The sequence below is a fragment of the Nonomuraea ceibae genome, assembly GCF_019396325.1.
Taxonomy (GTDB): Bacteria; Actinomycetota; Actinomycetes; order Streptosporangiales; family Streptosporangiaceae; genus Nonomuraea; species Nonomuraea ceibae.
This window is the reverse complement of record NZ_JAHKRO010000051.1, coordinates 23,969-38,056: the sequence shown is the minus strand read 5'-3', so window position 1 is coordinate 38,056 and position 14,088 is coordinate 23,969. Positions and strand designations below refer to the sequence as shown.

Sequence of the window (14,088 nt, the reverse complement as noted above, 5' to 3'; positions counted from 1 at the left end):
ATATAAGAGTCGTCTAGGCGCATGAATGCCTGCCGAGGGACAGGTAGTTCACGCTCTTTGACGAGCGCAGTACGCTGAATGCCTTTGAAATGTTCGACGGGATAGCCGCTTTTGGCGATACCCAAGACTACGGGAGGCTTTTGCCCTCGACTATGGCAACGCTTCCATAGGGCTTGCCAGCATCCAAGTAGGCCACGAAAAATCCGAGCGCTATTTCCGAAGACAGCGAGATCCCCATCGTACAGAAACGCTGTCTGGGAGAGAAGTCTAGGATATAGCTGTTCAAAGCTCAATGCAACGCCGACTAGGACCAAGTGTTCCACGATATCGCGTACGCGGCCCAATGCCTCGCCATTTGTAGCGTCCGGCTTAAACTCCTCATAAACGCGGAAAGTATCCGTGGCCCAGAGGATCTTGTGGCACGAAGGGCACTCACCGGGAGTCTTCAGAGGAGTGCGTAGCCCGGAACGTTTAGCGGCAGTAGGATCGTTTAGCGAGCAAGCGCGATTAGGGCACTTAGGTAGAAGAATATCGCCTCGTTGCGCAGCTTCTGAATCTTTGTCCAAACCATAACGTTGTACCTCTGACAGCACCTCGAGGAGAGAACGGTTCTGTACCTGAGTCGAATAAAATAGATCGTAGAGTTCCGAGCGAAAAGCCTCATGAGGATCGCTATATTGGTCGTGTTCTAGATAGGATCCAGGAAGAAAGCCTGAAACTACCGATGCCTCCAAGGCCTCCGCGATGCGACTCGGGCTGACGAAGGGTCCTGTATGGCTCTGCATCTGCTGCAGATCAATGAAAACACCAGCGATTTGCAGGTATAGGACCCGTGTTGATGGGTACCTATCGAATGCCTCTTCGTACTCATGGCTCGAGCCGTCAACCGCTACGACATACCTGATAGAAGGGGCCGTAGGCTGATCTAGGCTATTAGCCGGTTCAACTAGTCCCTCTATTCTGCTGAAATCAAAGCTCGCGTCCGGTCGACGATAGTGGGCTAGTCTCTCTCGAATGCGCTCATTAGAAACGGTAGGCCCGTGCCCCATCCCAGATGCCATCTCATAACGGATCGCACCCCCAGGCAATCGACTACTGTAAGGCATATCAGTCGCCGATCTCGTCGAAGAGAGTAGCTAGGGCAGCCGGGCCAGTCTCGTTTACGCTAGTACGGGCGAAAATCTCGTCTGGATCTGGGCAGTCTTCGTACATGTCTTCCTCAATTTCAGCATCCGGAGCGAAGTCCGTACTTGCTGTGGTGGGAGGGAGACCTGTTTCGCTTCGAACATAATTCACCATGTCGAGATCGAACTTAGCAATTTGAACGGGAATGGTGTAAGGAGAAGAGTCGGTACGTAGACGCACGAAACCGCGATCGTCGGCGCTTAGGATCTGGTCGGAGAAATCTCCGAAGTCGTAATAATTAGCCAGCTTCTTCATCTCGCTAGCGTTGTTCATGTAGGCGCAGACCCAGTTGGCCGTGTTTGACAAGATCATTTCGTCGACGCTAGATACTTCCTGAGTCGCGTAGATCATTCCAATCTTATACTTCGCTGCCTCTTTAGCTAGGCGCACATACGGATCATTGCTGCTGGCGGCTTTGTTGAACTTGTCGCGATCCAAAAGCCGGTGCGCCTCTTCGAGGAAAATCTGCATAGGACGGGGTGGCTTTCCGTCTCGGAAACGTGCAGAAGCGCGGCCGATTATCTCGTTAACCACACGCTCCGCGCATGTCTGTAGGACCTGCTCAGAGCCGCGAGACAGATCGACGATGACGAGCCGGCCGCGCGCAAGGTCTCCGTAGATGGCAGGTGCGAAGTCGGCCCGAGAGTTTGGCTGGTGGTATGGCTTAAGGGCGCGAAGCTCCTTATAGCCATTAGCTCGTCCACTTGTCGCCAACATACCTACCATGCCATCTATGCTCGGGTCGCCGTGTCCACCGATAGAGGAGTCAGAAAAATACATCTTCACGGCTACGGCGTCGGTTTGGTTTCTGGATGAGACCCCAGCGGCGGCCCTAGCGATGATCGAGCTCGCCGCCATAAGCTGCCGCGCATTGACGGTTATGACGTCGGATCCTGTGATTCCGATGAGTGCTCGCGTGTCGGTGTTTGTTGGAAGCTTACAGGTCCAGCCTTGAGGAGCCTCAAGCCCCGCATGAAGGAGAATCGCATAGTACATTGCTCGGACTGCTAGAAGGCGTTTCTTATCGCCCTCACTCTCCGTGCTTTCAGGCGAACGAGTAGGGTCGCAGGATAGAAAGTTCTGAATGTACTTGCGGTTGTCTCCTTTGAAGAAGGATTCGATGAGACTCCAGCACCCGTCAATCTGAGGCTCATCGAAAAAGTTGAGGGATAGAGGACGAATGTTGCGGCGGCGATCTTCGTCCGTAGCCCCTAAACGATAGATGCGAACGTTGTCACCGAGTTGGGATAGTGCTGTCTTGTCTTGGCGGTTTGCATAAGCATATTCCCCTGCCGGATCGAAGATGAGCTGGCCAACTCGAGTAGCAGTTTTGTGCGCGTATAGATGAACAGCTGCAGCGAGGACCTTCATGGTGTTTGACTTGCCGGCGCGCGTCATGCCAAAAACTGCCGTCTTGTGCGCCACGAAATCTTTTGGACGTACGCGTACATGAACCTCGGTAGTTCTCTGCTGGTCACGCGCAACCCACTCCCGCCGGCGCGTGGAAGAATAACGCAGCTTTCCTACGGTGATCGTAGCGTCGGTGTCGGGTAGATCAGCATTTGGCGCCTCATCACCATGCTGCTCGTCTTCACGCTCACCCATGGGGAGCTCAACGTGATCGACGACTTGCTGCAGGCTGGAACCATGAGGTTTTGCGACAACGTAGCCCGCAGCCGCATAAACTGCGTCCACGTCCTTACCGAAGACGAGGTCACCTTTCTCGTTCTCGGTGAAGGTCCCCAGAATGCGGCAGCGAAATGCAGCCTGTTGCATCAGACTGCGCGTTAGAATGTCGGCAGGAGGATTTTCTTGGCCGTCCTGTCTGTAATGATTGGTGATCGTGCGATCTGTGTCCTCAGCCCGCAGACGCGAGAGGTCGGATTGGTTTGGAAGTGAGGTCTCGCGCAGGACCCGCAGCAAGACGATCTCTCGGTCTTCAGAGGCGATGTTAACTGCCTGCTTCGGAGAGTCGAGACCTCGTGGGTATGCCAGAAGCAAGCAGTGTTGCGGGACGCCATGAGCTGCGTGAAGCCAGTCGTCGTTGGTCAGAACGTTCGCTTCGCGGTACCCGAAGTCAAAGATTCCGCCCACCTTGACGGATTCGTGCAGGAGTTGGATGAGGGCAGACTCTTCCGCTCCAGCGCCGGCACCGAGCAGTACGGATGACATAGGCATCCCCTTAGATGCGCACGTGTCCCATTAAATAGTGCAGTTTATTTTGCCACAAGCTAGACGCAAAGGCTAGCTGGATGTTCAGTTGATTATGTCCTGTTTATGTAGTCATGTGGTACATTGTTGAGATTTGTGATGATCAGCTCGGTGGCGCCACGCTTCTCGTGCCGGTTGCAGTACGTCAAGTCGGTAGTGTGTAGCCGAGGTGTACCAGCTGGCACCAATCCGCCAGGTGTCCGGCCGTTGGCGTCTGTGGAGGCGCGATAGAGATCGATGATTTCATCGTGGTAGTCATATGAAAGAACCCATGGGGCTTGGAGGTTAATGAGGAGCTTCGCGAGCCGCTCATGCTGAGGTCGCCTAAAGGCCTTTCGGTAGAGCCGCTCACCCTTCTCCCAAAAGGGAGGGTCGAAATAATATAGTCGACGACTTTGGGAGTAGTTCTCCTCGACCCAGCGAACCGTAGTGTGGACATCGGTGCGTCGTACGGCGGCAATCCGTCCTTCGGTAGCAAGCCGCCCTATCTGACGAAGTCGATGAATGATCTCTTCTTTGTAGAATCTGCAGTCGATTTTATACTTACTCTGCTGCCTTTGTCCGCCAATAGGGCCTGCTCTCCCTTGGAGAATCCCTGAGTAGCTTGTTCGGTTCAAAAAAAGGCATGCGTATGCTTTCTCGCGAAGCGTTTTTCCTGGGTTGGCTCTGAGTTTGTGCCACTCTTCTAGAGTTACATCGGCTGTAGCGATGTCGGCCACCAGTTGTTCTGTCTTAAAGCACGCTTGATGCCAAAAGGCATATACCAATGGATCTAGATCCGCTAGAACCGTGCGTTCAATAAGCCCTGCTTCTAGAAGGTGAAGCGAAACCGCCCCTCCTCCAGCAAACGGTTCAACGAAGAGGTCCAGCGGAGTTTGATCGTTTAGCTTTAAAAGGTCGACAAAAAATGGCACTAGCTGACGCTTTCCTCCGGGGTAGCGTAGCGGGCTGCGCAGTTCAGTATTTGCCGAGAACTGTCGTCGAGACGGACTCGATGCCTGCTGCGTATTGTCGGTGTGCATAGAGGACTAGGCACCGCCCGAGAGGGCAAAGGTTGCAAGGGCAGGAACCGGCACTTGTCAGCCTCCTCATACACTCTGCTACGTACGCACGACTTGTAACCTTAGTGTGGAATCCGCCTGTTCGATACCCGTCTCGGATCTAACAATGCCACAACTATTATGCGCGGTGGAGGCGAACTGAGGCTGTCGATGCAGCTTTGGGTTGGAGCCCGGGGAGTGGTGCAGGTCGATTCCGCGTCCTCTCCCTGCGGAGATGTCTCGCCCCCTTGGACACTCCCTTGGAAGCTCTCTTGCTGAATTGAGCTTGTGAGGATCAAGACGGCGGCGCGGCGCGCCGCCGCACCCCGGCCCTTCGCCCGCCCGCCGTCCGGGCGTGCGGCCTGGGGGCCGGTCCCGGACCGCGGCGGGACGCCGGGCCGGGCACCGCACGCCGGCCCGCCGTACGGACCGAACGCTCCGACCGGGGTTGCCGCACCGCCGAACAGATGCAGCCCTTACGATCGCCACTGCATGGCCGGTCGCCGTAGATGGCCGGGGGCGATCGAAGGTCCGGAACTTCGTTCCTCAGCCCCGGCCCATCGGGCAAGACGGTTGCTGTCCTGCCTACGGCGCGGGCCGCAGTGCGCGATGTTGGTGGCGATGCCGGCGACCAAGGGCTTCCAGGCAGGGGTGGTCCTGATGACTCCTAAGAGAGGGCTGGCAACGCGCCCACATTCTGGACCTGTTCATGCGCGTTCTCAGCCTGTGTCCGAGGCCTACCTACGTCGCATAAGACGGTCGACCCGTGCCTTGCTCCTGGAGAATGGGCGAGCATAACTGCCTGACCCATCGAAGTTCCGAAGGAGGAGACCGAGGTTGACGCCCCCCGACGTTCCTGACTGGACCGACGCCCTCACTGCCTTGGCTGCCGTAGCGGCCCTGGTGCTCTCTCTGTTCTCGGTCTGGTATGCCAGGCGACAGGCCAGTGCTGCGATCGACCAATCGGCCGATGCCCAGCGAGCTGCTGACGCGGCGAAGGATCAAGCGGTCTCGGCGCGTGATTAAGCAGAAGTAGCCGCCAACCAGCTCGCGCTCGACCGTACGGCGTTCAAGGAGTCGCAGCAGCCCTATGTGGTCGTCGACATCCGGGCGTCCGACTTCATCTCGGAGGCGCTGAATCTCGTGGTGGAGAACGTGGGGCCCACGGTTGCCCGCAATGTTCGAATCAGGTTCGATCCGCCCATCCAAACCTCGATGGACGGGGGAGACCGAGAGAGGCTCGCCGATGCTCTCATATTCACCCAGGGCATCCCTCATCTGCCGCCTGGGCGCAAGATTGAGGCGCTCTTCGATATCGGATGGCAGTTCTTCGCGAAGGACCTGCCCCGCCGGTACACCGTGACGGTGGAGGCGGACGGACCCTATGGCGCTGTCGAGCCGCTTACCTACCTGATCGACCTTGAGATCTACCGCAAGCTCCGGAACCTCAAGGTCAAGACCCTCCACCAGCAGGTCCAGGAAATCGAGAAGCTCCGTGGGGCGGTCGAGGGAGTCGCTGCGGAGCTCGCTCGTCCACGCAGCGAAGCCGAGGAAGCGGAGTGGCGACGAGCAGTTGAAGAGCAACGAGTCCAGGAAGTCCGCGATGCTCTAGCGAGCGCAAGCGAGCCCCTCCTTCCAGGGCCAGAGGAGCGGAATGAAAAGACTAGAACTAGCTAGGGCCTGCTAGGCCGGAAACCCCATACGTCAAACTTCGTGCTTGCCACGATAGGGACGTGGTGAACTTCCAGAAGACACAATTGAACATGCGCGTATCACTCGACATTAACGATCATCGCACATGCGCTGAGGTCTATCGCTTTGTCGAGCTCGCAAAGCAGGAGGGAAGGGGCCCTGCAGAACTGGGGGACTGCAACAGCCCCGTGTGATGGGTTCCGGTCACAACTTCCCGCCGTGCAATATACGTGCAATGATCATGGTCTGCATCGCCGTGAGCCACGGTCTTGCCGCAGGCGGAAGGCCATATCTAAGCCGCAACGGTCACGCGCTGTAAAACCGTCGGCTCAGCCTACGCAAGTTCGAACCTTGCACCTGCCACCAGCAGTAGCTGCAGGTCAGAGGCCCTTCGGGGCCTCTTCTGCGTTTCAGGGGTGTGCAACCAGATGCAGCCCTGAGCGGCCGTTTGTCGGTGGTCACGGGATATACGCGGGATGGATCTGGGGCGTTTCCTCAGATGGGCGCCCATGATCGGGGCTGTATGTGGGATGCTGCCGCCTCTCAACGTCGAAAGGCCCGGGCGACGAAGGACGGCGTCTTGCTGGACTCGTTCCGGGTGATCGGCCAGAACTTCACGTCGTAGCAGGTGTTCACGCCGCCTCCCGGAGGTCTTCCAGCCAAGCTGTGAGTTCCCCGCGATAGATACGGATCTCTCCGTTGGGCAGCTTGAAGCCCTGAGGTGCCTTGCCGATCTCACGCCAGCGGTAGAACGTCCGGCGCGAGATGCCGCCAAGTGCGTCAAGCGGCGGCGCGGCGCGCCGCCGTACCCCCGGCCCTCCGCCCGCCCGCCGTCCGGGAGTGCGGCCTGGAGGCCGGTTCCGGACGGCGCGGGTCTGCGGGCCGGGCGCCGCACGGCCTCACCGTACTGACCGAACGCCTCGGCCGTGGTTGCCATGCCGCCGCGCAGATACAGCCCTCACGACCGCCTCTGCATGGCGGGCCACCGCACAAAGCTGGGGGCGATCGTCTATCCGTGCTTCGTTCCTCGGCACGGCTCACCGGACAACGTGGTTACGGTCCGCTTCCGAACCGAGGCAAGTCCATCGGGTCAGCTGGTTTCCGGTGCCTGGCGGGCAAGGTGCCGCTTGGAGCCCGAGGTGGTCGGTCCAAGCGTGACACCAGCTGGCAGTGGTGATACCGGCTTTCTAATCCTGGGAATCACGCCGACCTGGTACTCGTCCTCGTAGATCAGTTTGCCGGGGTCGCTCGCGCGTACGAGGTCGCATCGCACTCCGTGCACCGTCAATAGATCTCGCAACGGCTCCAGACGGGCGAGCATCGCGCCCGTGGGGGCGCTCTTGAACCACGTGATCGCGCCGATGGAGTTCCCATCGGCATAGAACGGCGGCTCGGGCAGGTGCTCGCGGAACCAGTCGTCGATGTCGAAGTAGAGTTCTTCTTCCTCCGGTGTGAGCAAGTTCTTGCGTCGCAGGTGGTCGACGGCGACGAAGATGCCGACCTCGACCCCCAAACGACCGACGTAGTCGACCTGAAGTCGCAGGTATGGCGTCTCATGACTTGTCACGTCGTCAGGCACAGGATGCTCCGAAGTCTGGGCGGCGTCTGAACTGTGCGTAGGGTTCGAAGACCAGTAAGCCCGAACCCCTAAGTAGCTGCTCCTCGGAGGCGGGCCTGTTAGGGATCATCACCCGGACCGCCGTGCCATACACGTGCAATGATCACGGGCTACACGACCGAGATGCACGCTTGCATCACTGGTGGATGACCGTTTTGCTGCCCGACAGGTCACGAGCTATAAACCGTCGGCTCAGCCTACGCAGTTTGAACCTTGCACCTGCCACCAGCAGTAGCTGCAGGTCAGAGGCCCTTCGGGGTCCTTTCTGCGTTTCAGGGGTCATGCAGCCGGATGCCGCCGTGAGCGGGCTGTTGTCGAAGCTCCCGGAATATGTCCAGTATGGATCTCGGGGCGTTTCTCCTGGTAGGAGGCCATGATCTGCTCAGCCCCTGCTCGGCGTGACCGCACAGAGATAGGTCGACTCCTCCAGCAGCTGTGCTGTCAGCTTGATCCCCGTCAGGTTCTCGGCCAGTGCGAAGACGGCCCGGCTAGATTTTCTGGTGCCTCGGAGCTCCAGGTTGATCGCGAAGCCCTGCCCGTCGCATCGGCCGTAGGAGGCTGAGGCAGGACCTGATCATCTTGACGCCCGATGACCCGGGCAAAGCTGAGCACACCATCGGGCGGGTCGAAGGGCGCAAGTTCGAACTTTGCTCCCGCCACAACAGCAGGAAGGGGCCTGGTAGCAGCGGAAACGCGGGGATGGGCTTTCTCGTCGTGTCCGCGTTCACGCATCCTGCTCGGACTGTGGACGCCCTGGTACTGATTCCGGGATTCGTGAGTGCCGATGTCGTGGGGGACGGTCGCCGCCGAGACGGACGCGTGTGCCGTACTCGCCGTGCTTGGGGCGGCGATCTCTGCGCTGCGCGGTTCGTCTGGCCCGCGAGCCTCCTAGACCGTCCGTGTGGCTGTCCATGGCCTGACATGCTCTGCCGCTGGGTCTCCGACGTTCGGTGTTCTGGCTCCGTGGGCGTGGGTTCGTCTCCGTGTCGTCCTGGATGGCGTCGGGGTGGCCGAGGCAGGTGGTCGCGCCGGGCTATAGAGAGACGTCTTGCAAGACGAGTGCCATTGTATCGAACATGTGATCTAAAACTTCTAGGATGCGGCCAGAATCGTCCTTACGATCTTGGTGTCCGCGCCGGCCCGGTCGATCGGTCGGCGCTCCACCCTGGCGGGGCGCGATGACGCCCCCTGACCGAACGGAGATTCACATTGCGGCGTGCACTGGTCGCGTTAGGCATTGGCTTGGGCGTGCTGGGCTCCGCAGTCGCTCCTGGGCCGGCACAGGCAGCAAGTGTGTGGGCGGAACCGCTGGCTCAGACGACGGCGGAAGCTCAGGACGTCGCGAAGTTCTGGCTCAACGACGGGGGCGCCAACCTGAGGAACGCCACGCCGTACGCCGTGCAGGCCGCGGCCGGCGGGGAACGCCTGACCACGGACATCGTTCCGGGCGGTCCTCCGGCTTCCATCCCGCCATTGGAAGGGCCGACCTTGCCCGACGGATCGGCACCCGCTGCCTCCGGCCGGGTGTTCTTCATCGGCAGCGACGGCGAGCCGCACTGGTGCACCGGCACAGTGGTGAACTCTCTGTATCGGAACCTCGTCGCGACCGCAGGTCACTGCCTGCTGGACATCGAGGCTCCGATGGGCTCGCTCGGCAAGTGGGTCTTCGTGCCCGGCTACTCCGATGGTCAGATCCCCTTCGGCCTGTATGTCGGGAAGCGGGCCTCTGTTCACTCTGACTTCGAGGGCCTTCGGGATTTCGACCGCGATTACGCCTTCGCCAACGTGTACAGCGGTGTCGTCCTCGCCTCTCCAGGCGCGCTGAGCAACGTCGGCAGGCTCGCCGACAACGTCGGCGCCCAGGGGATAACGATCAACCAGCCGCTCGCACCGACGGTCGACGTCTTCGGCTACCCCGCCGGTCCCCATCCCGACGGGAGCCTGCCTTACACGGGTGAGACGCTCGAACGGTCAACAGGCTCGACCTTCGCGATGAATACCACGCTCTTCCGGGCCGACCGTCCCATCGGCGCGAACTCCCCGTTCACCGCGGAGGGCTCGCTCGGGTCCTCGTGGCTGACCGGTTATGCGAGCGGCAGCCGCACCGGCCATCTCAACGGCATCACTGTCAGCGTCTCCGACACCGATGGCGACAACCGGTATGACAGTGGCATATCGCCGTACTTCGACAGTGAGCTGTACGTGGTCTACAGGAACGCCGCGAGCATGTGGACCGGCGTCATCGCCTAGGCAATCTCACATGTAAGCAGTCTTACCGGTTCGATCTGGGTCACGTACGAAGTGATCTGCCGCCAGCAGTAACAGCAGTTCAGAGGCCCTTCGGGGCCTCTTCTGCGTTTCCGGGGTGTGCAGGCAGATACAGCTCTGAGCGGCAGATTTGCAGGTCGAAGCGCATGAATCCTGGGCGAACGGGCTATGCGGCGGTGGCGCGCGGGGTCCTGGCGGGCCGGCGCCGTCGCGGGGGTCACGGTCAGGAGTCAGCAGGTGGGGGCGGCCCTGGTGGTTGTGGGGGCAGGGGGACTTCGAGGATGACGGCGCGGGTGCCGACGGCGTCTACTGGATGCTCATCCACGGTGGGGCCGGTGACGGTGAAGCGATGGCGGTGCAGCCGGCCGAACAGGTCTGTCCGGCGCGAACGACGCCGGTCGAAGGGCTGCCCGCTGAGGCTGTTTCGAGGACAACGAGACCGGTATGGGGCAAGGGCAGGGAGTCCGTCCTCCACGGAGATCATCCATTCTGTGTGGCGCGTAGGTGACGGAGGGCGAGCTGGCCGCCCACCCCTGGAATGAGGGCGCGCAGGCGCACGCCGGACGGGGTTCGCGCCAGTGAGGCGGCGGCGATGACGGTCACGTAGGCCAGGCCGTGCACGGGCCCCGCCACGCTCGTGATCGTTTCGAGGTGGAGCGTGCAGGTTGATGAGCAGGATCGTGAGCGAGACGGCCTCGGCGGTGGCCGCCATCCGCAGGATGCGCACGCCGTCACGCTCCCGGCCGCAAAGCTGATCGAGTACAGATCATGAATTCCTCCAACCATCAGGCAGCCTGAAGCTTAGAGAGCCTTCAGTCTTTCTGAAAGCCGAGGATCGCAGCCGCCGTGTCGGCGTTTGCCCAGGTAATTCAGCCTTGGTGGGCACCGGCGGGGGAGGCGGATGACGTGATTTGTGGGGTATGTGTCGTTGACGCCATCGATCCTTGGGCCGGAACGTGGTGCCGTGCACCCACACCGCATCGCCTTCGTGATTACGGCTCGCGCGGGAGACCCCGCCGCCTTCGTCCGCCACGGTCACCCGTGATCCCCAGCGGGGGCGACCACGGGCATGGACCTCGCGCCGACCTGGGTGGAGGAGGACCAAGCGGGCGCTGAAGTACGGCGGCGAACCCCTCGGTGTCGTCGCCCGCCGCTACGGCTTCGGCACCGTCGAGACCCTACGGCGCGGCTTTCACCGCTGCCTGGGCGTCACGCCCTCCGACCACCGCGACCGATTCCGAACCACGACGGGAGAACACCTGTGACCACGTACGGACTGCTGATCTTCGACGCCGTCGAAGAACTCGACTTCGCCGGCCCCTGGGAGGTCTTCACCACCTCGGCCATCCTGCGCGGCGGCATCGACACCGCGCTGCTCATCGCCGAACACCCCGACCCGGTCCGATGCAGCAAGGGCATGCATGTGGGGCCCGATCGCACCCTGGGCGACCACCCGCCGCTGGACGTGCTGCTCGTCCCGGGCGGGCGCGGCGCCCGGGAAATCCAGCCGCACAACCCGGCCGTCACCGGCTGGATCGCCAAGACTGCCGAGCAGGCCTCCTGGGTCATGAGCGTCTGCACCGGCGCCTTCCTGCTCCACGCCGCCGGTCCCGCTCGCGGGCGCCGGGTGGCCACCCACTGGAACTACGAGGACACCCTCCAGGCGCGCGGGGACGTCACCGTCGTCCGCGACGCCCGCTACGTCGTGGACGGCAACCTGCTCACCACCCAGGGCGTCTCCGCCGGCATCGACGCCGCGCTCTGGCTCGTCGGCCGCCTCCATGGTCGAGACCACGCGCGTGCTGTCCGCCGCGAGATCCAGTACGAGCCCGCCCCGCCCTACCTCGCCGACGAGCCCCTTCTGGCCGGCACGCGTCGAACCGACCGGCGGGGCGGATCACGGCGATGAGGCGGCGCGGAAACGCTGATGCGCTCCTGCCTGTACAGGGATGATCTCCATGTCGCTTCTGGTCTTCTCACTCATGCTCGTGGTCCTCAGCCTGACCACCGGGGAGTTCGTCATCGCCGGGATCCTGCCCGACGTGGCAAGCGACCTGTCGGTTTCCGTTCCGGCCGCCGGGCTGCTGGTCAGCGCCTACGCCATCGGCATGATCGTGGGCGGACCGGTGATCACGACGCTGACCGCACGGCTGCCCCGCCGGCCGCTCGTCGTCGGGCTCATCGTCACCTCCATCGCCGGCAACGCCATGTCAGCCGTCGCCCCGAGCTATCCGATCCTGCTGGCCGGGCGTTTCGTCGCCGGACTGGTGGTGGCCACCTTCTTCGCCGTCGCGGTCGCCACCGCCGTGTCCACCGCTCCGGCGGGCAGGCAGGCCTCGACCGTGGCCCGGCTGACGTTCGGCATGAACCTGGGCATGATCGCCGGGACTCCGCTGGGCACCTTCATCGGTCAGAGCCTCGGCTGGCGGGCGACCTTCGCCGCGATCGCCGTCTTCAGCGCCACTGTTCTGATGATGGTCCTGCGGTCCTTCCCCGACGGGCCCGCGCCGCAGGTCGGCTCGCTCCTCGGCGAGCTGCGTGTCTTCACCAGCCGGGAGGTGATCCTGGCCATCGCGCTGACCGCCGCCGGAAACCTGGGCGTCGTCACCGTCTTCACCTTCATGGCGCCCCTGACAACCGACGTCAGCGGCTTCCCCGGCACGGCGCTGCCCGCGCTGCTGCTGGTGTACGGGGCCGGCGCCGTCCTGGGCAACTTCCTGGGCGGATGGCTGGCCGACCGGGCGCTCCTGCCCTCGCTCGCCGCTCTGCTGGCCGTCCTGGCGGGCGCCCTGGCCCTGGGCTGGCTGGTCAGCGGGCATCAGGGGGCGGCCGCCGTGCTGTGGTTCCTGCTCGGCGTTCTGGCGTTCGCCATCATCCCGGGCATGCAGACCCGGGTGGTGGCCACCGCGCAGGCTGCGCCCACCCTGGCGGTCGCCGTCAACGCCTCCGGTTTCCAGCTCGCCGCCGCGATCGCCGGATGGCTCGGCGGGCGGCTCATCGACGGGCCGGGGCCGCGTTCCCTCTATCCGGTGGCCGCGGCCCTCACGGTCACGGGCCTGCTCATCGCCCTCTACGCGCTGCGGCACGAGCGCCGCCGCCCTGCCGCCACGCCCGCTGCCCAGGAACAGGGAGCTCGCCCATGACGCACTGCCAGGCCGACCGGTCGCGCCCGCTTCGTGCCACGAGCTTCCCGCCGACCCCACCCGGCGCCCGCGGCGATCGGAGCTCCCTGATTGCGAGCCTCTTGTGAACTTAGAGATCTTGGACGCCCGGCTTCGACGGCGCTCCCGCCCTGGACCTCTCCACCCTGGAGCTCCGCGGCCTGCCGGCAGAATTGGCCGCGTACACCACTCTCACGCACCTCAAGCTGAACTTCAACAAGCTCAGCGAGCTGTCGGAATGGCTGGGCCGCCTGCACGCCATCCAGGAACTCGGCTTGGCCGGATCTGGCGGCGCTGGAGAAGGCGTGCTGCGGGTTCTTCGCCTTCGATGTCACGCTCGACGGCGAGCAGGTGGTGTGGGACTGCGCGGTGAGCGACGACGACACCGCCCGCGCCATCCTGGAGGAGTACTACCTGCTGCCTGACACCGCGCCGCGAGGTCCGGAGGAGCTGCCTGAGCGTCTGGCCGGCAAGGGCCTGCGTTTCATGGCCGGCCCGACCCGTTCCGAAGCCCCGGCGGGCGGGGGCGGGCGGGACCGCGCATGAGGCGCCGGATCAGGTAGGCCTGCAGCAGGCCTGCTCCGGTGAGGATCGCTATGAGCAGTACGGGGTTCGCCATCTGCGGCGGGACGAGGTCCCATCCCCACCAGACGATCGGCCCGAGAGGGAAGGTGACGAGCATGAGCGCGACGCCGGACAGCAGGATCGGGTCCTGGACGGTCAGCAGGATCACCGCGGAAGCCACGCCGAGAAGCAGCACCAGGCCGGCGTACGCACCGGCGACGACCGACGCGGCACGGCCGTTCCTGTAATGCCTCATGCGGTCACGCTCCTCGGGTGCCCGGCGGAAGAGGCCGAGTGTATGCAACGGCGCAGCGCGGGCGGGGATTGTCGGTGCGGTGAGCCATACTCC

Annotated in this window: 9 protein-coding genes and 1 pseudogene; 4 read left to right on the top strand and 6 right to left on the bottom strand. The window is 62.6% G+C overall.

The features are described 5' to 3' along the window. Positions 1-1,107: 1,107 nt before the first annotated feature. Both KME80_RS27640 and KME80_RS27635 read right to left on the bottom strand, forming a co-directional pair. Complete coding sequence (locus tag KME80_RS27640) at positions 1,108-3,357, bottom strand: ATP-binding protein (RefSeq protein ID WP_219509277.1); 2,250 nt, start codon at positions 3,355-3,357, stop codon at positions 1,108-1,110. A 92-nt stretch (positions 3,358-3,449) separates the two neighbouring features. Continuing rightward, positions 3,450-4,418 (bottom strand): DNA adenine methylase, encoded by a 969-nt coding sequence (locus tag KME80_RS27635; RefSeq protein WP_219509276.1) that lies wholly within the window; start codon positions 4,416-4,418, stop codon positions 3,450-3,452. Positions 4,419-5,486: 1,068 nt separating this feature from the next. On the opposite strand from KME80_RS27635, the pseudogene KME80_RS27630 reads away from it, so the two are divergent. Then, a pseudogene (locus tag KME80_RS27630) lies at positions 5,487-6,113 on the top strand (DUF8453 domain-containing protein); the annotation flags it as partial. Between the two features lie 1,105 nt (positions 6,114-7,218). Here KME80_RS27630 and KME80_RS27625 read toward each other — a convergent pair. Together KME80_RS27625 and KME80_RS52030 are read right to left on the bottom strand one after the other, a co-directional pair. Next, the gene (locus tag KME80_RS27625) at positions 7,219-7,707 is read right to left on the bottom strand and encodes a hypothetical protein (protein ID WP_219509274.1); all 489 of its coding nucleotides are present in this window, start codon (positions 7,705-7,707) and stop codon (positions 7,219-7,221) included. 421 nt (positions 7,708-8,128) lie between these two features. Further along, positions 8,129-8,263, bottom strand: coding sequence for a DUF6461 domain-containing protein (locus KME80_RS52030; RefSeq protein WP_281427200.1), 135 nt, complete (start codon positions 8,261-8,263; stop codon positions 8,129-8,131). 776 nt (positions 8,264-9,039) lie between these two features. On the opposite strand from KME80_RS52030, the gene KME80_RS27615 reads away from it, so the two are divergent. Continuing rightward, positions 9,040-9,996, top strand: a complete 957-nt coding sequence (locus tag KME80_RS27615) for a trypsin-like serine peptidase (protein WP_308125951.1) — start codon at positions 9,040-9,042, stop codon at positions 9,994-9,996. A gap of 498 nt (positions 9,997-10,494) precedes the next feature. On the opposite strand, the gene KME80_RS27610 is transcribed toward KME80_RS27615, so the two are convergent. Beyond that, the gene (locus tag KME80_RS27610; protein WP_246645881.1) at positions 10,495-10,647 is read right to left on the bottom strand and encodes a hypothetical protein; all 153 of its coding nucleotides are present in this window, start codon (positions 10,645-10,647) and stop codon (positions 10,495-10,497) included. Positions 10,648-11,275: 628 nt separating this feature from the next. On the opposite strand from KME80_RS27610, the gene KME80_RS27605 reads away from it, so the two are divergent. Both KME80_RS27605 and KME80_RS27600 read left to right on the top strand, forming a co-directional pair. Then, a complete protein-coding gene (locus KME80_RS27605) occupies positions 11,276-11,923 on the top strand; it encodes a DJ-1/PfpI family protein (RefSeq protein ID WP_219509269.1) in 648 nt (215 codons plus the stop codon). A gap of 49 nt (positions 11,924-11,972) precedes the next feature. After that, on the top strand, positions 11,973-13,157 hold the full coding sequence (locus KME80_RS27600) for an MFS transporter (protein WP_219509267.1): 1,185 nt from the start codon (positions 11,973-11,975) through the stop codon (positions 13,155-13,157). A gap of 502 nt (positions 13,158-13,659) precedes the next feature. Here KME80_RS27600 and KME80_RS27595 read toward each other — a convergent pair. Next, on the bottom strand, positions 13,660-13,995 hold the full coding sequence (locus KME80_RS27595; RefSeq protein ID WP_219509265.1) for an SCO4225 family membrane protein: 336 nt from the start codon (positions 13,993-13,995) through the stop codon (positions 13,660-13,662). Positions 13,996-14,088 lie beyond the last annotated feature (93 nt).